Origin of the sequence: Bradyrhizobium iriomotense (assembly GCF_018130765.1) — a bacterium.
Classification (GTDB): Bacteria; Pseudomonadota; Alphaproteobacteria; order Rhizobiales; family Xanthobacteraceae; genus Bradyrhizobium; species Bradyrhizobium iriomotense_A.
This window is the reverse complement of sequence record NZ_JAFCJZ010000010.1, coordinates 135,007-153,234: the sequence shown is the minus strand read 5'-3', so window position 1 is coordinate 153,234 and position 18,228 is coordinate 135,007. Positions and strand designations below refer to the sequence as shown.

The following is an 18,228-nucleotide window of genomic DNA, read 5'->3' as shown; positions in this document are numbered from 1 at the left end:
ACCTCTCCCGCTTGCGGGAGAGGTCGCTGCGCTCGCAGAGCGCGGCGGGTGAGGGCTTTCTCCTCTTGGGGGTTCTCGATTGCGGAGACACCCTCTCCCCAACCCTCCCCCGCAGGCGGGGGAGGGAGCGCATCTCGCGCGTGACTGCGCCTACCCCTTCGGCTGAATCCCGTCGCGCACGGCGCGGAAGCGGGTGAAGGCGGCTTGCCACTGGTCGCGCGGGGCGCTGGCGATGATGCGCAAAGAAGCGCCGCCGCTGGAGAAGCGGATCCACTGCACCACGGTCACCGGCGTCTTGTCCTTGCCGCTGACGCCGTCGATCCGGGTCTCAAAGCCCTGCTGGCCGTTGATGCGGATCGGCTCCGACATGGTGACGCGGGATTCGCGCACGCCGGGGATCTGCAGCGCGGCCTCCTGGGCGAAGCGGGCGCGATCGTCGGCGGCTTGGGGGGTGGCGCCGATCAGGCCGAGGATCATGAACGGCTTCGACTCGTAGCCTGCGCTCTCGTTGCCGTCGGCCAGGATGATGCTGGAGCCCGGCGCCAGCGTGCGGATGTCCTTGAAGTCGGCGAGATCGGTGATCTTGAACGGCATCAGCGCGATCTGCTCTTCGGCCGAGACCTGCTTGCGGGTGGTGGCGCTCGCGAACATCTGGCGCACCGCCTCGTCGGTGTAGATCTTGGTCGCATTCTCCGGGATCTGCACCGCGACATAGCCGGAGAAGCCGGCGCCGGGCACGATCATCGAATAGCGCTTCACCGGGGTCTCGCCGGCCTTGCCGCTCTCGGTGGTGAAATAGGCAAGGCCCGCGGGCGTCTCGATCTTGTCCTGCTTGACGCCGCCAGTGCCGGCCGGATTGGAATTGAAGGCGCTCACGACCTCGCCATAGGCGGCCGGCGGCAGCTCGGTGATCAGCACCTTGACGCTGCCGTCCTCGCTCTCGAAGCCCGGAAAGGTCTTTGCCGTGCTGAGGCCGACCAAGGGCACCATGCCGAGGCGCAGGCCGGGCGGGAAGACGGCGTCGGCAGCCAGGGCAGGAAGCGCGGAGGCAACGAGAAGGGCGAGCGCGGCGAGGGGACGGGTCAGCTTCATGGGCACTCTGATTGGTTCACATTGAGGCCGTTCGATGGTCGGCCACCGGGCGCTTTGTCGCGCGAGGCAGCGTTGGCGCCGCTGTCGGCCGGCCCGCCTTTTAGCGGGTTTGGCCCCGTCGTAACAGGGTGTGGCGGGTTGCCGGGGCGGCGTAGCGGATCGGCGGACCTGTTAATATTTCCTCACCCGCAAGGGCGGTTGAGCCCGGATATCAGCTCCTAAAACCCAATGTTTTCACGGCCGAAACGTTGCTTCGGTCCTTGCGGCCCCCTCCCCCCCTCCTATATGAGCCTCAATCATCGCAATATCGCGGATGTTTGATCTTAGGGGGTTTCGGTTCGGGTGCCTTCTGGGCCCAGCCAACCTGCCGCAAAAAGAAGGATATCAGGACCATGGGAAAGGTCATTGGGATCGACCTCGGCACCACGAACTCGTGCGTCGCCGTGATGGATGGCAAAAACGCCAAAGTCATCGAGAATTCCGAAGGCATGCGCACGACGCCTTCGATCGTCGCCGTAACGGACGACGGTGAGCGCCTCGTCGGCCAGCCTGCCAAGCGCCAGGCCGTTACCAATCCGGAGCGTACGTTCTTCGCAGTGAAGCGCCTGATCGGCCGCCGCTACGACGACCCGATGGTCGAGAAGGACAAGAAGCTCGTTCCGTACAAGATCGTGAAGGCTTCCAACGGCGACGCCTGGGTCGAGGCCGACGGCCAGACCTACTCGCCTTCGCAGGTCTCCGCGTTCATCCTGCAGAAGATGAAGGAGACCGCGGAAGCCCATCTCGGCCAGAAGGTCGACCAGGCCGTCATCACCGTTCCCGCCTACTTCAACGACGCCCAGCGCCAGGCGACCAAGGACGCCGGCAAGATCGCGGGCCTTGAAGTGCTGCGCATCATCAACGAGCCGACCGCGGCCGCGCTCGCCTATGGCCTCGACAAGACCAAGGCCGGCACCATCGCCGTGTACGACCTCGGCGGCGGCACCTTCGATATCTCCATTCTCGAAATCGGCGACGGCGTGTTCGAGGTGAAGTCGACCAACGGCGACACCTTCCTCGGCGGCGAAGATTTCGACATGCGCCTCGTGGGTTATCTGGCCGACGAGTTCCAGAAGGAGCAGGGCATCAACCTGCGCAACGACAAGCTCGCTTTGCAGCGTCTGAAGGAAGCCGCTGAAAAGGCCAAGATCGAGCTGTCGTCGACGACGCAGACTGAGATCAACCTGCCCTTCATCACTGCGGACCAGACCGGCCCGAAGCATCTGACGATGAAGCTCACCCGCGCCAAGTTCGAGGCGCTGGTCGACGACCTCATCCAGAAGACCGTCGAGCCCTGTCGCAAGGCGCTGAAGGACGCCGGCGTCACCGCCGGTGAGATCGGCGAAGTCGTGCTGGTCGGCGGCATGTCGCGCATGCCGAAGGTCCAGGAAGTCGTGAAGCAGCTGTTCGGCAAGGAGCCGCACAAGGGCGTCAACCCGGACGAAGTCGTGGCGATCGGTGCCGCGATCCAGGCCGGCGTGCTCCAGGGCGACGTCAAGGATGTGCTGCTGCTCGACGTGACCCCGCTGTCGCTGGGCATCGAGACGCTGGGCGGCGTGTTCACCCGCATCATCGACCGCAACACCACGATCCCGACCAAGAAGAGCCAGGTGTTCTCGACGGCTGAAGACAATCAGAATGCCGTCACCATCCGCGTCTTCCAGGGCGAGCGTGAAATGGCGGCCGACAACAAGATGCTCGGCCAGTTCGACCTGATGGGCATTCCGCCGGCCCCGCGCGGCATGCCGCAGATCGAGGTGACCTTCGACATCGACGCCAACGGCATCGTCAACGTCTCGGCGAAGGACAAGGCCACGGGCAAGGAGCAGCAGATCCGCATCCAGGCCTCCGGTGGTCTTTCGGAAGCCGACATCGAGAAGATGGTCAAGGACGCCGAGGCCAATGCCGAGGCGGACAAGAAGCGCCGCGAGGCCGTCACCGCCAAGAACGAGGCGGATGGTCTGGTGCATTCGACCGAGAAGGCGCTTGCCGAGCACGGTTCGAAGGTCGCCGAGACCGAGCGCCGCGCCATCGAGGATGCCGTCAGCGACCTCAAGGAAGCGCTGAAGGGCGACGATGCCGAGGCGATCAAGGCCAAGACCCAGACGCTGGCCCAGGCTTCGATGAAGCTCGGCGAGGCCATGTACAAGCAGCAGGCCGAGGCCGACGCCAAGAAGGACGCGGCCAAGGACGACGTCGTCGACGCGGAGTTCACCGAAGTCGACGACGACAAGAACAACAAGAAGTCCGCCTGAACCCCAAGAGGGTGATGATGCGGACAGCTTGGACCCCACACGCTTCTCTGGCTTCCCCCCTCAGGGGGGAGGCCGTCGTGTCGGGCTTAACGGGCGGGATGCCCGTTACGATCAATCAATTCCCAGCATCTATGTTCAACACTGCCATGCAGCCCTCTGCCGCAAAGCAGAAGGCTGCCTATATGGTCGCGTGGCGACGTTGTTTCGCTCCGACTTGATTCGCGATTGGATAGACCGAGCCCGCCATGTCCACCAAGCGCTGCTATTACGAAACCCTCGAAGTCGAACGCACCGCTGACGATTCCGTCCTGAAATCGTCCTTCCGCAAGCTGGCGATGAAGTTCCACCCCGACCGCAATCCCGGGGACGACACCAGCGAGGTCAAGTTCAAGGAAATCAACGAGGCCTACGAGGTCCTGAAGGACAAGGACAAGCGCGCCGCCTATGACCGTTTCGGCCATGCCGCCTTCGAGCAGGGCGGCGGCGGTGCCGGTTTCGGCGCAGGCTTCGCCTCTTCCTTCTCCGACATTTTCGAGGATTTGTTCGGCATGGCCGGACAGCGCGGCCGCGGTGGCCGTGAGCGCGGCGCCGACCTGCGCTACAACATGGAGATCACGCTCGAGGAAGCCTTTGGCGGCAAGACCGCGCAGATCGAGATTCCGGTCTCGGTCACCTGCGAGGCCTGCTCGGGCATCGGCGCCAAGGCCGGCACCAAGCCGAAGACCTGCTCGAGCTGCGGCGGCGCCGGCCGCGTGCGGCAGTCGCAGGGCTTCTTCACGCTCGAACGCACCTGCCCGGGCTGCCAGGGCCGCGGCCAGATGATCGAGGACGCCTGTCCGTCCTGCTCGGGACAGGGCCGCGTCACCCGCGAGCGCACGCTTTCGGTCAACATTCCCCAAGGCGTCGAGGACGGCACGCGGATCAGGCTCGCCGGCGAAGGCGAGGCCGGTGTCCGTGGCGGTCCGCCCGGCGACCTCTACATCTTCCTGTCGCTGGCCCAGCACCAGTTCTTCCGGCGCGACGGCGCCGACCTGCATTGCCGGGTGCCGATCTCGATGGTGACGGCCGCCCTCGGCGGCGAATTCGAGGTGCCGACCATCGACAAGGCCAAGGCCAAGGTGAAGGTGCCGGCCGGGACCCAGTCCAACCGTCGATTCCGCATTGCATCAAAAGGCATGCCGGTGCTGCGGTCGCGCCAGACCGGCGACATGTATGTCCAGGTCGTGGTCGAGACCCCGCAGAACCTCACCAAGAAGCAGCAGGAATTGCTGGCCGAGTTCGAAAAGCTCTCCTCCGGCAACACCCAGCCGGAATCCGAGGGTTTCTTCGCCAAGGTCAAGGACTTCTTCGGTAATCGGGCGAACTGAGTCGGCTTGACCGTATCGCCTGCGGCCTATACCTGTTTATGACCATTTTCTGACACGCCGCGGTCCCGCGGTCCCGTCCGGTCCAGACATGCCATTGCCATCGTCCGCGCGTGCGTTGAAGAAGCCTCGTCTCGATGACGAGGTGCGCTTTCTGAGATCGTGGATCGAAAAGCCGCTCCACATGGGCGCGGTGATGCCGTCCGGCAAGCTGCTGGCCCGGACCATGGCTCACTATGTCGATGTCGACTCCGACGCCCCGGTGGTCGAGCTCGGGCCCGGTACCGGCGCCATCACCTCGGCGCTGATCGAGCGTGGCGTCGACCAGAAGCGTCTCGTCCTCGTCGAATACAATCCCGGTTTCTGCGCGCTGCTGCGCGATCGCTACCCGCAAGCCAAGGTCGTGCAGGGCGATGCCTATCGCCTGCGTGACACGCTCTGGAACGTGCTGAGCACGCCCGCCAGCGCGGTCGTCTCGGGCCTGCCGCTGGTGACGAAACCGATGCTGACGCGGCTGCGGCTCATTCGCGACGCCTTCACGGCGCTCGCGCCCGGCGCGCCCTTTGTCCAGTTCACCTATGCGGTAGTACCGCCGATCCCGAAATCGCTGCCCGGCGTGTCCACAGAGGCCTCGGAACGGATCTGGATGAACCTTCCGCCGGCCCGCGTCTGGGTGTATCGCAAGCACTAATTCCGCCGGCATTGCTCTCTGCGCGGCGGGCTCGTTTCGCCGAACGCAATGGATCGGATGTCCGCACCCAAAATCCTGGTCATTCCCGGCTCGCTACGCACCGGCTCGCACAATGCGAAGCTGGCGGCGGTCGCCGCCTATGAATTCGCCCGGGCCGGCGTCGACGTCACCCGCATCTCGCTCGCCGATTTTCCGCTGCCGATCTACGACGGCGATCTCCAGGCCAAGTCCGGCGTGCCCAAGAACGCGATCAATCTCAAGCGCATGATCGGTGCGCATCACGGCGTGCTGATCGTCTCGCCCGAATACAATGCCTCGGTGCCGCCGCTCCTGAAGAACGCGATCGACTGGGTCAGCCGCGTCCACGATCTGCACGAGGTGCGCGGCGAGGTGTTCCGCAATCGCACCTTTGCGCTCGCCGGCGCTTCGCAGAGCCGGTTAGGTGCCGCCCGCGCGCTCCAGGCATTGCGGCTGATCCTGACCTCCTGCCACGCCAATGTGATTGCCAGCCAGCTCACGCTCGCCTTTGCCAACGATGCCTATGACGATATGGACAGGCTGAAGAACGAGGGCGATATCGCCGCGTTGAAGGAGCTGGTAGCGCAGTTGATCGACGTTTCCCAACGCATGATGTGAGGTGACATGCAGCCCGCCGAAATCGCCCCGAAAGACCGCCTGATCGTCGCACTCGATCTGCCCAGCGTCGATGCCGCGGAGGCGATGATCGCAAAACTCGGCGACAGCGTCTCGTTCTACAAGATCGGCTATCAGCTCGCTTATGCCGGTGGACTGCCGTTGATCGGCAAGCTCGCCGACAGGGGCAAGAAGGTCTTTGCCGATCTCAAGATGCACGACATCGGCAACACGGTGACGCGTGGTGTGGAGAGCGTCGCGAAGCTGGGCGCGACCTTCGTCACAGTGCACGCCTATCCGCAGACCATGAAGGGCGCCGTCGAAGGCCGCGGCAGTGCCAGCGTGAAGATTCTCGCCGTCACGGTGCTGACGTCCTACAACGACGACGATCTGCACGCCGCAGGTTATCGGCTCAGCGTCTCCGAGCTGGTCGAGGCGCGCGCGCAGCAGGCGCAGGTGCTCGGTGTTGATGGCCTCGTGTCCTCACCCGAGGAGGTAGGTAGCCTGCGCAAGATCGTCGGCCATCAGATGAGCCTCGTCACACCCGGCATTCGTCCGGCGGGCGCTGCCAGCGGCGACCAGAAGCGCATCATGACGCCCGGCCGTGCGATCACCGCGGGCGCCGATTATCTCGTCGTCGGACGGCCGGTGGTGGAAGCCACTGACCCGAAGGCTGTCGCGGACGCCATCCACGCTGAGATCGCGCAAGCGCTCGGCTAACCACCAACAACAAGGGAGAAGAAGAATGGCAAAAGGCTACTGGATCGGACGCGTCGACGTGAACAATGACGAGGGCTACAAGCCCTACGTCGTCGCCAACGGCCCAATCTTCAAGAAATGGGGCGGCCGCTTCGCCGTCCGCGGCGGCAAGTTCACCACCGTCGAGGGCGCCAGCCGCACCCGCAACGTCGTGATCGAATTCCCGGACTACCAGACCGCGATCGCCTGCTACAACTCGCCGGAATACCAGGCCAACATCAAGGTGCGCCAGCCGCACTCGATCGCCGACCTCATCATCATCGAGGGCTATGACGGCCCGCAGCCGCAGGACGGCTGAGGCCCATTGTCATTCCGGGGCGATGCGCAGCATCGAACCCGGAATCTCGAGATTCCGGGTCTGGTCCTTCGGACCATCCCGGAATGACGGCCTGTGATTCCCCCTCGGTTGCCGGAACTGCATCCCCCCGCTACAACGGCGTCCGAAGAGGATCACACCATGTCCGACATGCGCTTGATTGTTGCAGGAGCCGGCGGCCGGATGGGCCGCGCGCTGGTTCGGGCGATTGCCGAGAGCAAAGGCGCGGTGCTGGCGGGGGCGCTGGAGGCGCCGGGCTCCGACTTGCTCGGCAAGGATGCCGGCGTGCTCGCAGGCCTGCCGGCCAATGGCATCAAGCTCTCCGCTGATCTCTGGGCGATGTCCAAGGACGCCGACGGCATCCTCGATTTCACCGTGCCGGCCGCGACCATCGCCAATGTCGCGATCGCCGCCGAGCGCGGTATCGTGCATGTCATCGGCACCACCGGGTTGTCCGGATCCGACAACGCGGTGATCAAGAGCGTCACCAACCGCGCGGTGGTGGTGCAGTCGGGCAATATGAGCCTGGGCGTCAATCTGCTCGCCGCCGTGGTCAAGCGCGTCGCCAAGGCGCTCGACCAGACCTTTGACATCGAGATCGTCGAGACCCATCACCGCATGAAGGTCGATGCGCCCTCGGGAACTGCACTGATGCTGGGCCAGGCGGCAGCCAGCGGCCGCGGCGTTACCCTCGATGAACATTCCGAGCGTGGCCGTGACGGCATCACCGGTGCGCGCCGGCCGGGCAATATCGGTTTCGCCTCCTTGCGCGGCGGCACCGTGGCCGGCGACCACAGCGTGACCTTCCTCGGCCCGTTCGAGCGCCTGACGCTGTCGCATCAGGCCGAGGACCGCATGCTGTTCGCGCACGGTGCGCTCAAGGCAGCGCTGTGGGCGCACGGCAAGGCGCCGGGGCACTACTCCATGGCCGACGTGCTCGGCCTGTCCGACATCTGAACTGAACAACACGGAAAGCAGTTGATGAGTGAACGTCTCCTCGTGCTCGTGCGCCACGGCCAGAGCGAATGGAATCTGAAGAACCTGTTCACGGGCTGGAAGGACCCTGACCTCACCGAGCTCGGCGTGAAGGAAGCCAAGGAAGCCGGCCGCAAGCTGAAGGCGCAAGGCCTCGTGTTCGACGTCGCCTTCACCTCGGTCTTGACGCGCGCGCAGCACACGCTCGACCTCATCCTCGGCGAGCTCGGCCAGGAGGGCCTGCCGACCTCGAAGGACCTCGCGCTGAACGAGCGCGACTATGGCGATCTCTCCGGCCTCAACAAGGACGACGCTCGCAAGAAATGGGGCGAGGAGCAGGTGCATGTCTGGCGCCGCTCCTACGACGTGCCGCCGCCCGGCGGCGAAAGCCTGAAGGACACGCTTGCGCGGGCATTGCCCTACTACGTGCAGGAGATCCTCCCCGGCGTGCTCAACGGCAAGCGCACGCTGGTCGCCGCTCACGGCAATTCGCTGCGCGCGCTGATCATGGTGCTGGAGAAGCTGTCGCCGGAAGGCATTCTGAAGCGCGAGCTCGCCACCGGCGTGCCGATCATCTACCGGCTGAATGCGGATTCGACGGTCGCGTCGAAGCTGGATCTGGCATCGTAAGGCGCATCCAGAATCTCGGTGTCGTCCCGGCGAAGGCCGGGACCCATAACCACCGAACTGAATTTGGCGAAGACTCGCAGTTGTCCAGTCCCGCGCGGGATTGATACCGCCTGCCGCGGATAAATCACGCGGTATGGGTCCCGGCCTTCGCCGGGACGACGAGCTACTGCACCCCCACCCGCCCGGCTTCCCAGCCCAGCATCGCCTGCTTGCGGGTGATGCCCCAGTGGTAGCCGGTGAGTGTGCCGCTCTTGCCGAGCGCGCGGTGGCAGGGCACGACGAACGAGACCGGGTTCTTGCCGACGGCCGCGCCGACGGCGCGCGAGGCCTTCGGCTTGTCGATGTTGCAGGCGATGTCGGAATAGGACACCGCGCGGCCCATCGGAATCTTCAGCAGCGTCTCCCACACCCGCACCTCGAAATCGGTGCCGATCAGCACCACGCGCAGCGGCTGGTCGGGCCGCCAGAGCTTCGGGTCGAAGATGCGCGCGGCGAGCGGCGCGGTGCCTTCGTGATCCTCGACATAGGTCGCGTTCGGCCAGCGCCGCGTCATGTCGGCGAGCGCGATCTTCTCCTCGCCGGGATCGGCGAAGGCGAGGCCCGAGAGGCCACGGTCGGTCGCGATCACGATGGCGGTGCCGAACGGCGAGGGATGGAAGCCGTAGCGCAAGGTGAGCCCCGCGCCGCCGTTCTTCCATTCGCCCGGCGACATCGCTTCATGGGTGACGAAGAGATCGTGCAGTCGGCCCGGGCCTGAAAGCCCTGAGTCGAGCGCGGCGTCGAGGATGCTCGCGGAGTCCCGCAGCAAGCCCTTCGCATGGTCCAGTGTGAGCGCCTGCATAAAAGCCTTCGGCGTGATCGAGGCCCAGCGACGGAACAGATGATGCAGCTCATCGGGCGTGACGCCGGCCGCATCCGCCATCGCCTCGATGGTCGGCTGCGCACGCCAGTTCTCCGAGATGAACGCGATCGCCCGGCGCACGGAATCATAGTCGCGCAGCGCGGCGTTCTGGGAGCCCGGCTTGGCCAGGCGCTGGTCATGGATTGCGAGTGTCATCATGACCGGAAATGTAGGAGAGGGGCGGGTTTGAAACCACCCGATTTCCGACTGGGATCAGCTGATCGGGTTGTAGGTCGGGCCACGCTTGGCGGCGTTCAGAGCCTCAATCAAGCCTTTGTAAAAGCTAGCCTTTTCCTCCGGACCCAGGAATCTCGCGATCTGGATCTGGTGGCCGCGCGAGATCAGATAGAGATGCTCGATGCCGAAATCCTCGTCGACTTCCATGTCGAGGCGGACCCAGAGCGGATTGAAGGTCCATTCAGCGACCTGGCCGCGATGGCTGATGCGCCTCACGCGCAGCTCGGAGGTCGTGACGGTGATCTCCTCGCGCGCCCGCCCCGTGCCGAAATTGACCTTGAAGGCCCACCAGACCACGAGCACGTCGAGACCAAAGAAGCCGAGCACGGGCCAGGCGCCCTTCATCAGGAAGGCGAGGCCGGTGGCAAAGCTGACGACGCTCAGGAACAGCATCACGGCGAGGAAGCCGGTGCGGTTCAGCGAGCGGTGCGGCGTCAACAGCGCAGAGAAGATCTGCACCTCGTTCTCGCGCTCAATTTCGTTGCCTGTGCTCATCGTCCCTCAGTATATCCCGATCATGGCGAAAATCACCCGCAAGCCGGTCCCGCGCAAAGCCGCCGTGTCGATGAAAAAGGCAAAGGCGACCGCCGCCAAGCCGAGTGCCCCGGCGAAGAAATCGCTCAAGGCCATGAAACCGTGGACGCCCGCCGAGATCCGCGAGGTCTTCAGCCGCTTCCGCAAGGCCAATCCGGAGCCGAAGGGCGAGCTCGAGCACGTCAACCCGTTCACGCTGCTGGTCGCGGTGGTGCTGTCGGCGCAGGCGACCGACGCCGGCGTCAACAAGGCGACACGGGCATTGTTCGAGGTCGCCGACACGCCGCAGAAGATGCTCGATCTCGGCGAGGAGCGCTTGCGCGACTACATCAAGACCATCGGCCTCTATCGCACCAAGGCCAAGAACGTGATCGCGCTCTCGGCAAAGGTGCTCAGCGATTTCGGCGGCGAGGTGCCGCGCACGCGCGCCGAGATCGAGTCATTGCCCGGCGCCGGACGCAAGACCGCGAACGTGGTGCTCAACATGGCCTTCGGCGAGCACACCATGGCGGTGGATACCCATGTCTTCCGCGTCGGCAATCGCACGGGGCTTGCGCCCGGCAAGACGCCGCTCGAAGTCGAGCTTGGCCTCGAAAAGGTGATCCCGGCCGAGTTCATGCTGCACGCCCATCATTGGCTGATCCTGCACGGCCGCTATACCTGCCTCGCGCGCAAGCCGCGCTGCGAGGTGTGCCTGATCAACGATCTCTGCCGCTGGCCGGAGAAGACGGTCTGAGCCGCCCGCGCGCCGGCCGTCGTCAGCGCATCTGGCGCGCCGGCTCGATCAGCTCCGGTCGCGGGCCCGACAGCCGCTTGTGCATGTGGACCATGAAGGCCATGCCGAAGATCGGCGTCGCCAGATTGACGATCGGGATCGAGACGAAGGCGGCGATGAAGAGGCCGGCGGTGAAGATGGTCGCGGCATTGTCGCGCCGCATCGCCTTGGCTTCCTCCGGCGGGCGGAAGCGCATCGCGGCGAGCTCGAAATATTCGCGGCCGAGGAGCCAGGCGGCGGCGATGAAGAAGATCAGGAAGCCCGCGCCGGCGAACAACACCAGCGGCAGCGCGGCCAGGTAAACCAGGATGGCCAGCAGCGCGGTCTTGACGCCCTCGAGGATCGCCTGGCTGAACGGCAGCGCGACGCCCGGCCGCTCGGCGGGATAGTGCTCGCGCTCGACGATCTCGGCGACATCGTCGACGAACAGGCTCGCCACCACCGACGTGATCGCCGGCATCAGGAAGATGCCGCCGAACACGACGCCAAGCCCCGCCGCGATCGAGACGATCCAGGAGAGAACCTCGAGCGAGGAGTGCCAGCCCGGCCCGAGCAGGCCTTCCAGCCAGACCTCGCCGTAGGTCGCAAACCAGCTCAAGAGCCGCTGCAGGCCGATCGCCAGCACGGTGATCAGCACGAGCGCGAGCCCGATCGAACGCCACAGGATCGAGCGCATCGGCGGCGAGATCATTTGCGACAGCGCCTTCACGGCGGCATCCAGCATGGGGGATCCTCTGAGGTAAACACTTCGCGAGAGGTAGACACCGAATGCGGCTTCGGCAAGGGCGGGCGGCTTCCCTTCTCCCCTTGTGGGAGAAGGTGGCGCGAAACGCCGGATGAGGGGTATCTATCCGCGCGGAGTGCTCGGAGACATACCCCTCACCCGTCTCACCGCTCCGCGGTGAGCCACCCTCTCCCACAAGGGGAGAGGGGTCGGCACCGTGTGTGCGGCTCGTGCCTACTCGTGCCGGTGCCCGTGCTTGCGCGCCTTCACCTGCTTGCCGTCGCCGGTCGGGATCATCACCACGCGGCCGTAGCGCACGCCGCGTTCGGCGATGATGTGGTCGGCGAAATGCCGGACCTCATCGGCTGCGCCGCGCAACGCCGTCATCTCCATGCAATTGTTGTCGTCGAGATGGACGTGCAGCGTCGCCAGCGCGAGGTCGTGGTGGCCGTGGAATTCCTGCACCAGACGTTTCGACAGATCGCGTGCGGCGTGGTCGTAGACATAGACGAGACCGGCGACGCATTGGCCGGTCTGCGCGGTGTCCTCGGTGCTCTGCTGCAGCCCGGCGCGTGCGAGATCGCGGATGATCTCGGAGCGGTTCTGGTAACCGCGCGCCTCGGCCGCAGCGTCGATCTCCGCCAGGAGGTCGTCCTCGATCGTGATCGTTATCCGCTGCATCAGGTCCTCTCCGCGCATATCGCCGAATGGACCTGTTTTACACGGATTTTGCGACACTCACAGCCGCGTCGCACGAAGCCGCAGCGCGTTGCCGACCACGCTCACCGAGGACAGCGCCATCGCCGCCGCTGCGATGATCGGGGAGAGCAGCAGGCCGAACGCCGGATAGAGGATGCCGGCCGCGATCGGGATGCCGGCGGCGTTGTAGATGAAGGCGAAGAACAGGTTCTGGCGGATGTTGCTCATGGTCGCCTGCGACAGTTTTCGCGCGCGCACGATACCGACCAGATCGCCCTTGAGCAGGGTGACGCCGGCACTTTCCATGGCGACGTCCGTGCCGGTGCCCATGGCGATGCCGACTTCGGCGGCAGCCAGCGCCGGCGCGTCGTTGACGCCGTCGCCGGCCATCGCGACGCTGCGGCCGGCCTTTTGCAGCTTGGTCACCACCGCGCTCTTCTGGTCCGGCAGCACCTCGGCCTCGACCTCGGCGATGCCGAGCCGGCGCGCCACGGCCTCGGCCGTCGTGCGGTTGTCGCCGGTCAGCATGATCACCTTGATGCCTTCGCCCGCCAGCGCCTTCAGCGCCTCCGGTGTCGAGGCCTTGACCGGATCGGCGATCGCGAACAGGCCGGCAAGCCGGCCGTCGACGGCCATGTTGATCACGGTCGCGCCGTCGCCGCGCAGCCGCTCGGCCTCGGCGTCGAGCGCCTTGGTGTCGATACCGATCGACGACAGATATCTGGCATTGCCGAGCACGACGGTCTTGCCGTCCACCTTGCCGGTCGCGCCTTTGCCTGTCGGCGAATCGAACCCCTCGACCGTTCCGAGAGCGAGCTGCTTCTCCTTCGCCGCACGCACGATGGCGTCGGCCAGGGGATGCTCGCTGGCGCGCTCGACGGTGGCCGCGATGCGCAGGATGTCGTTTTCCGCAAAGCCGGCTGCCGGCACGATTCCGACCACCTTGGGCTTGCCCTCGGTCAGCGTGCCGGTCTTGTCGACCACCAGCGTGTCGATCTTCTCCATCCGCTCCAGTGCTTCGGCGTTCTTGATCAGCACGCCACCTTGCGCGCCGCGGCCGACGGCAACCATGATCGACATCGGGGTTGCGAGGCCCAGCGCACAGGGGCAGGCGATGATCAGCACGCTGACGGCGGCGACGAGGCCGAAGGCGAGCCGCGGCTCCGGTCCGAACCAGGACCAGGCGGCAAAGGCGGCGACGGCGACGACGATCACGGCCGGCACGAACCAGCCGGCGACCTGGTCGGCCAGGCGCTGGATCGGCGCACGCGAGCGCTGCGCATCCGCGACCATCTGCACGATCTGCGACAGCAGCGTCTCGCGCCCGACCTTGTCGGCGCGCATGATGAAGCTGCCGGACTGATTCAGCGTGCCGGCGATGACTTTCGCGCCGGCTTCCTTGGTGACCGGCATGGATTCGCCGGTGACGAGCGATTCATCCAGCGACGAGCGCCCCTCCAGGATGACGCCGTCGACCGGCACTTTCTCACCCGGACGTACGCGCAGCCGGTCGCCGGCATGGAGCGTGTCGATCTCCACCTCATGCTCGCTGCCGTCAGCGTCGACGCGGCGCGCGGTCTTGGGCGCGAGCTGCAGCAGCGCCTTGATCGCACCCGAGGTCGCATCGCGGGCGCGCAGCTCCAGCACCTGGCCGAGCAGCACCAGCACGGTGATGACGGCGGCCGCCTCGAAATAGATCGCAACCGCGCCCTCATGCCCGCGGAACGCGGCGGGGAAGATCTGCGGTGTGACCGTGCCGAGCACGCTGTAGACATAGGCAACCCCGGTGCCCATCGCGATCAGCGTGAACATGTTGAGGTTGCGCGTCAGCAGCGACTGCCAGCCGCGGACGAAGAACGGCCAGCCGGCCCACAGCACCACGGGTGTGGCGAAGACGAACTGGATCCAGTTCGACAGCGTCGGATCGATCCAGCTGTGGGGGCCTGCGAGATGGCCGCCCATCTCAAGCACCACCGGCGGCAGCGACAGCACGCCGCCGATCCAGAACCGCCGCGTCATGTCGGCGAGCTCCGGATTGGGGCCGGTCTCGAGGCTTGCGACCTCCGGCTCCAGCGCCATGCCGCAGATCGGGCAGGTGCCGGGGCCGACCTGACGGATCTCGGGATGCATCGGGCAGGTGTAGATCGTGCCCGCGGGCATCTCAGGCTCGGGTGCCTTCTCCTTGGCGAGGTATTTTGCGGGATCGGCGGCGAACTTGGTGCGGCAGCCGGCCGAGCAGAAATGGAAAGTCTCGCCGTGATGTTCGAAGCGATGCTTTGACGTCGCGGGATCGACCGTCATGCCGCAGACGGGATCTTTCACCTTGGTTCCGGCATCACCGTGGTCATGGCCGTGATGATGGGCATGGCCGGAATGATCGCCGTGGCCGCCGCAGCATGAGGAGGCTGCGGGCTTCGCTGCCGGCGTCGCCGCCTTCGTGGAACAGCCGCATCCGGAATGCGTTTCCGCGTCGTGATGATGCTCGTGTTCGTTCTTGTTCATTCCCATGCTCCGGTCCTGCACCTGGTCTCGTCCTTGGGTCTTGCAACCCATACCCGGTAGGGGTATATAGACCGCATGCGCAAAGACATCAAGGCATCTGTCGGAAAACGCCTCGGCCGGATCGAGGGCCAGGTTCGCGGCCTCTCGAAAATGGTAGAGGAAGACCGCTACTGCATCGACATCGTAACGCAGATCTCGGCGGTGCGCGCCGCGCTGCGCCGGGTCGAGGAGGAGGTCCTGAAGGACCACGTCGCCCATTGCGTCGAGCACGCCATCACCAGCGGCGACAAGGCCGACCAGCGCGCGAAGATCGCAGAGCTGATGGCGGTGATCGGACGGGCGGAGCGGTAGGGGCGTGCGCTGCCGCCTGTGAGGTGCGCACAATACCTCCGCGAGTCGTCCCGGCGAAGGCCGGGACCCATAACCACAGGGAGTGGTGTGGCGAAGACTAGTCGCTCGGTATTTCCATCGAGCATGATCGATAGATCACGCGGTATGGGTCCCGGCCTGCGCCGGGACGACACTGAGGATTAAGCCGCCACCACCCGCGCCCGCGCGCGGTACGTTGCGAGCTCGCTAAGCAGCACAAAATGCTCGGAGAAGGTCGCGCCCATCTCCGCGGGTTGCGCGTTCACTTCCTCAGCCGGAATTTCAGCCGGCGTCTCTTCGTCAACCGCTTCAGGAACGAGCGGCGGCGCACGGAGCGTTTCTGGAAACACACTGAATGTGCCCGCCACCTCCTCGAGCGGCTTTTGCTTGTCCGCCCAGTGCAGGGCGGTGTAGTCGAATCCGTTGACGATGGTCGGCTTCACCACCTCGAAATAGGGCGAGATGTCGAAGTCGCGGGGCATGTAGAGCGAGGAATCGCGGATGTGCAGGATCTCGCGGCGAGCGGCACGGCTGCCGGCCTTGGTGATCTTCGGCAGGATCGGATAGCGCACCGCGTCGAAAGCCTGCGCGATCAGCGCCGAGCAGATGATCTTGGTCGGGTCGCCCGAGCCGAGCGCGATCATGCGCCGCCGCCAGCGCTGCGGCACCGGCAGCGGAAACAGGAAGCGCATCAGGTCGAGGATGTTCTTGGTGTCGTAGCCGAAGCCGATGCGGTTGATCGCATAGCGGCAGACCGTGGTGCGGTCCTCATGGGACAGCCCGACCGGGCGGCAGACGCGGGTGTGATAAGGGAAATATTTCGACAGCGGTGCCGAGGTGACGCCTTCGCCGATATTGGCCTCGATCAGCACATGCGGCTCGCCGTTGGGCTCCGTGGCGCCCTCGACCGGACCGACATAGAGCGCGGCATGCGACCAGGTCGACTGCGTCAGATATTTGATGATGCCGGAGATGCGGTTGTTGCCCTCGACCAGCAGCACGTCGCCGGGCTCGATGATGCCGCGCAGATGCTCGGGGTCGCTCGGCGTGAACGGCTCATAGCCCGGCACCTCCTTCGAGAGGTACGCGGCAATCAGCTTGCCGACTGAATCAAGGACCGTCCCCATGTCGAACTCCCCCAAGGCCTTTTCCGGCCGTCTTTTTTCCCTTCTCTATCATGGTCGAAACGTGTTGCAATTCGGTTCATCACTCTGTGAGATCAAGCACGATTGATTCACCATGATGGTTGCCGTGCAACATCAGATGCGCCAAGGTTCGCTGGCTGTTCCCGTTCGCCGCAAGTCTCCGGAAACCATGACATGACAATCACGCGCCGCGGCTTCCTTTCGGCGTCGGCGGCCCTTGCCGCCATGCCGGCCCTGCGCGCAACCGCCGCACCTCTGCCGCGCGAGGCCGACATCGTGGTGATCGGCGCTGGCGCCGCCGGCATCGCTGCAGCGCGGCGCATCATGGCCGCCAATCGCAAGGTCGTGGTGGTGGAGGCGGCCTCGCAGGTCGGCGGCCGCTGCATCACGGATACCACGACCTTCGACGTGCCGTTCGACCGCGGTGCGCGCTGGATGCACAATCCCGAGACCAATCCGATGATCCGCCTGGCGCGCAGTGCCGGGCTCGACGTGGTGCAGGCGCCGGCCGGCCAGAAGATGCGCATCGGCCGCCGCAACGCACGCGCGGGCGAGACCGAGGAATTTCTGGCGGCGCTGGTGCGCGCCAACCGTGCCATCGACGAGGCCGCGCGCGGCAAGCTCGATACGTCCTGCGCGTCCGTGTTGCCGAAGGACCTCGGCGACTGGGCCGGCGCGGCCGAGTTCATGCTGGGCGCGAGCTTTGCCGGCAAGGATTTGAAGGAGCTGTCCGCGATCGACAAGGCGCGTGCGCAGGATCGCAATGCCGCGATCGCCTGCCGTCAGGGGCTGGGCACGCTGATCACCAAGCTCGGCGAGCAGGCGCCGGTCGCGTTGTCGACACCGGCGAGCCGGATCGCCTGGAGCAACCGCGACGTCAGCGTGGAGACGCAATCCGGCAAGATCGCCGCGCGCGCCGCCATCATCACGGTCTCGACCAATGTGCTGACCTCAGGCGCGATCAAGTTCGCACCCGATATCCCCAAGCGCACGCTCGATGCCGCGTCTAAGCTCTCCCTCGGCAGCTACGACCACATCGTGCTGCAGCTTCCCGGCAATCCGCTCGGCCTGTCGCGTGACGACATCCTGATTGAGCAGAGCAACTCGACCCGCACGGCGCTGATGTACGCCAACATAGGCGGCTCCTCGCTGTGCTCGATCGATGTCGGCGGCTCGTTCGGCCGCGATCTCTCCGAGCAGGGCGAGAAGGCCATGGCCGCCTTCGCGAAGGAATGGATCTCAAAGCTGTTCGGCAGCGAAGCGGCGGTCGCCGTGCAAAAGACCAGCGCGACGCGCTGGAATGCCTCGCCTTACGTGATGGGTGCGATGTCGGCGTCGTCGCCCGGCGGCCAGCTCTCGCGAAAGATCCTGACCGAGCCGATCGGCAATGTCTTCCTTGCGGGCGAAGCCACCCACGAGACATTGTGGGGCACCGTCGACGGCGCCTGGGAAAGCGGCGAACGCGCCGCGGATGCCGCCCTGCGCAAGATCGGCGCGATCAAGGACGAGCCGGCCGACGTGCCGACGCAGTCGACGAAGAAACGGCGGGCGCCAAGGCAGTAGGGCAACTAAGCTGCAACAAACTCCA

18 protein-coding genes are annotated in these 18,228 nt (G+C 65.5%); 11 read left to right on the top strand and 7 right to left on the bottom strand.

Going from position 1 to position 18,228, the window contains the following annotated elements:
* Positions 1-150: 150 nt before the first annotated feature.
* Entirely contained in the window at positions 151-1,092 is a 942-nt protein-coding gene (locus tag JQ635_RS18885; protein ID WP_211411328.1) for a hypothetical protein, read from the bottom strand.
* A 392-nt stretch (positions 1,093-1,484) separates the two neighbouring features.
* On the opposite strand from JQ635_RS18885, the gene dnaK reads away from it, so the two are divergent.
* From dnaK to JQ635_RS18845, 8 genes are all read left to right on the top strand, one after another.
* On the top strand, positions 1,485-3,386 hold the full coding sequence (dnaK, locus tag JQ635_RS18880; RefSeq protein ID WP_018645013.1) for a molecular chaperone DnaK: 1,902 nt from the start codon (positions 1,485-1,487) through the stop codon (positions 3,384-3,386).
* 245 nt (positions 3,387-3,631) lie between these two features.
* The gene (dnaJ, locus tag JQ635_RS18875) at positions 3,632-4,753 is read left to right on the top strand and encodes a molecular chaperone DnaJ (RefSeq protein ID WP_211411327.1); all 1,122 of its coding nucleotides are present in this window, start codon (positions 3,632-3,634) and stop codon (positions 4,751-4,753) included.
* An 88-nt stretch (positions 4,754-4,841) separates the two neighbouring features.
* Complete coding sequence (locus JQ635_RS18870) at positions 4,842-5,441, top strand: class I SAM-dependent methyltransferase (RefSeq protein WP_211411326.1); 600 nt, start codon at positions 4,842-4,844, stop codon at positions 5,439-5,441.
* A gap of 57 nt (positions 5,442-5,498) precedes the next feature.
* Positions 5,499-6,077, top strand: a complete 579-nt coding sequence (locus JQ635_RS18865) for an NADPH-dependent FMN reductase (protein WP_211411325.1) — start codon at positions 5,499-5,501, stop codon at positions 6,075-6,077.
* 6 nt (positions 6,078-6,083) lie between these two features.
* Positions 6,084-6,794, top strand: coding sequence for an orotidine-5'-phosphate decarboxylase (gene pyrF, locus JQ635_RS18860; protein ID WP_211411324.1), 711 nt, complete (start codon positions 6,084-6,086; stop codon positions 6,792-6,794).
* A 25-nt stretch (positions 6,795-6,819) separates the two neighbouring features.
* Positions 6,820-7,131, top strand: a complete 312-nt coding sequence (locus JQ635_RS18855; protein ID WP_211411323.1) for a DUF1330 domain-containing protein — start codon at positions 6,820-6,822, stop codon at positions 7,129-7,131.
* Between the two features lie 159 nt (positions 7,132-7,290).
* Positions 7,291-8,106 (top strand): 4-hydroxy-tetrahydrodipicolinate reductase, encoded by an 816-nt coding sequence (gene dapB, locus JQ635_RS18850; protein ID WP_211411322.1) that lies wholly within the window; start codon positions 7,291-7,293, stop codon positions 8,104-8,106.
* Positions 8,107-8,130: 24 nt separating this feature from the next.
* Positions 8,131-8,754, top strand: coding sequence for a 2,3-bisphosphoglycerate-dependent phosphoglycerate mutase (locus JQ635_RS18845; RefSeq protein ID WP_211411321.1), 624 nt, complete (start codon positions 8,131-8,133; stop codon positions 8,752-8,754).
* Between the two features lie 163 nt (positions 8,755-8,917).
* On the opposite strand, the gene JQ635_RS18840 is transcribed toward JQ635_RS18845, so the two are convergent.
* Both JQ635_RS18840 and JQ635_RS18835 read right to left on the bottom strand, forming a co-directional pair.
* Positions 8,918-9,814, bottom strand: coding sequence for a methylated-DNA--[protein]-cysteine S-methyltransferase (locus JQ635_RS18840; RefSeq protein WP_211411320.1), 897 nt, complete (start codon positions 9,812-9,814; stop codon positions 8,918-8,920).
* A 54-nt stretch (positions 9,815-9,868) separates the two neighbouring features.
* The gene (locus JQ635_RS18835; protein WP_211411319.1) at positions 9,869-10,387 is read right to left on the bottom strand and encodes a DUF2244 domain-containing protein; all 519 of its coding nucleotides are present in this window, start codon (positions 10,385-10,387) and stop codon (positions 9,869-9,871) included.
* A 22-nt stretch (positions 10,388-10,409) separates the two neighbouring features.
* Here JQ635_RS18835 and nth point away from each other — a divergent pair, with 22 nt between their 5' ends.
* Positions 10,410-11,162 (top strand): endonuclease III, encoded by a 753-nt coding sequence (gene nth / locus JQ635_RS18830; protein ID WP_211411318.1) that lies wholly within the window; start codon positions 10,410-10,412, stop codon positions 11,160-11,162.
* A gap of 22 nt (positions 11,163-11,184) precedes the next feature.
* On the opposite strand, the gene JQ635_RS18825 is transcribed toward nth, so the two are convergent.
* From JQ635_RS18825 to JQ635_RS18815, 3 genes are all read right to left on the bottom strand, one after another.
* Positions 11,185-11,925, bottom strand: coding sequence for a sulfate transporter family protein (locus JQ635_RS18825; protein ID WP_211411317.1), 741 nt, complete (start codon positions 11,923-11,925; stop codon positions 11,185-11,187).
* Between the two features lie 234 nt (positions 11,926-12,159).
* Positions 12,160-12,606 carry a nickel-responsive transcriptional regulator NikR gene (nikR, locus tag JQ635_RS18820; protein ID WP_211411316.1) on the bottom strand — a complete coding sequence of 149 codons (447 nt, stop codon included), beginning with the start codon at positions 12,604-12,606 and terminating at the stop codon, positions 12,160-12,162.
* A 57-nt stretch (positions 12,607-12,663) separates the two neighbouring features.
* Positions 12,664-15,126 (bottom strand): heavy metal translocating P-type ATPase, encoded by a 2,463-nt coding sequence (locus JQ635_RS18815; RefSeq protein ID WP_211411315.1) that lies wholly within the window; start codon positions 15,124-15,126, stop codon positions 12,664-12,666.
* 75 nt (positions 15,127-15,201) lie between these two features.
* Between JQ635_RS18815 and JQ635_RS18810 the strand changes: the two genes are divergently transcribed.
* Complete coding sequence (locus JQ635_RS18810) at positions 15,202-15,477, top strand: metal-sensitive transcriptional regulator (protein WP_028172468.1); 276 nt, start codon at positions 15,202-15,204, stop codon at positions 15,475-15,477.
* Between the two features lie 179 nt (positions 15,478-15,656).
* On the opposite strand, the gene JQ635_RS18805 is transcribed toward JQ635_RS18810, so the two are convergent.
* Complete coding sequence (locus JQ635_RS18805; RefSeq protein ID WP_211411314.1) at positions 15,657-16,622, bottom strand: YiiX/YebB-like N1pC/P60 family cysteine hydrolase; 966 nt, start codon at positions 16,620-16,622, stop codon at positions 15,657-15,659.
* Between the two features lie 192 nt (positions 16,623-16,814).
* Between JQ635_RS18805 and JQ635_RS18800 the strand changes: the two genes are divergently transcribed.
* Positions 16,815-18,203 (top strand): flavin monoamine oxidase family protein, encoded by a 1,389-nt coding sequence (locus JQ635_RS18800; protein WP_211411313.1) that lies wholly within the window; start codon positions 16,815-16,817, stop codon positions 18,201-18,203.
* The last annotated feature ends 25 nt before the right edge of the window (positions 18,204-18,228 follow it).

Bases quoted from the DNA above. Each gene is read 5' to 3' on its own strand.
- JQ635_RS18885 (WP_211411328.1), bottom strand. From the start codon at position 1,092: ATGAAGCTGACCCGTCCCCTCGCCGCGCTCGCCCTTCTCGTTGCCTCC.
- dnaK (WP_018645013.1), top strand. From the start codon at position 1,485: ATGGGAAAGGTCATTGGGATCGACCTCGGCACCACGAACTCGTGCGTC.
- dnaJ (WP_211411327.1), top strand. From the start codon at position 3,632: ATGTCCACCAAGCGCTGCTATTACGAAACCCTCGAAGTCGAACGCACC.
- JQ635_RS18870 (WP_211411326.1), top strand. From the start codon at position 4,842: ATGCCATTGCCATCGTCCGCGCGTGCGTTGAAGAAGCCTCGTCTCGAT.
- JQ635_RS18865 (WP_211411325.1), top strand. From the start codon at position 5,499: ATGTCCGCACCCAAAATCCTGGTCATTCCCGGCTCGCTACGCACCGGC.
- pyrF (WP_211411324.1), top strand. From the start codon at position 6,084: ATGCAGCCCGCCGAAATCGCCCCGAAAGACCGCCTGATCGTCGCACTC.
- JQ635_RS18855 (WP_211411323.1), top strand. From the start codon at position 6,820: ATGGCAAAAGGCTACTGGATCGGACGCGTCGACGTGAACAATGACGAG.
- dapB (WP_211411322.1), top strand. From the start codon at position 7,291: ATGTCCGACATGCGCTTGATTGTTGCAGGAGCCGGCGGCCGGATGGGC.
- JQ635_RS18845 (WP_211411321.1), top strand. From the start codon at position 8,131: ATGAGTGAACGTCTCCTCGTGCTCGTGCGCCACGGCCAGAGCGAATGG.
- JQ635_RS18840 (WP_211411320.1), bottom strand. From the start codon at position 9,814: ATGATGACACTCGCAATCCATGACCAGCGCCTGGCCAAGCCGGGCTCC.
- JQ635_RS18835 (WP_211411319.1), bottom strand. From the start codon at position 10,387: ATGAGCACAGGCAACGAAATTGAGCGCGAGAACGAGGTGCAGATCTTC.
- nth (WP_211411318.1), top strand. From the start codon at position 10,410: ATGGCGAAAATCACCCGCAAGCCGGTCCCGCGCAAAGCCGCCGTGTCG.
- JQ635_RS18825 (WP_211411317.1), bottom strand. From the start codon at position 11,925: ATGCTGGATGCCGCCGTGAAGGCGCTGTCGCAAATGATCTCGCCGCCG.
- nikR (WP_211411316.1), bottom strand. From the start codon at position 12,606: ATGCAGCGGATAACGATCACGATCGAGGACGACCTCCTGGCGGAGATC.
- JQ635_RS18815 (WP_211411315.1), bottom strand. From the start codon at position 15,126: ATGAACAAGAACGAACACGAGCATCATCACGACGCGGAAACGCATTCC.
- JQ635_RS18810 (WP_028172468.1), top strand. From the start codon at position 15,202: ATGCGCAAAGACATCAAGGCATCTGTCGGAAAACGCCTCGGCCGGATC.
- JQ635_RS18805 (WP_211411314.1), bottom strand. From the start codon at position 16,622: ATGGGGACGGTCCTTGATTCAGTCGGCAAGCTGATTGCCGCGTACCTC.
- JQ635_RS18800 (WP_211411313.1), top strand. From the start codon at position 16,815: ATGACAATCACGCGCCGCGGCTTCCTTTCGGCGTCGGCGGCCCTTGCC.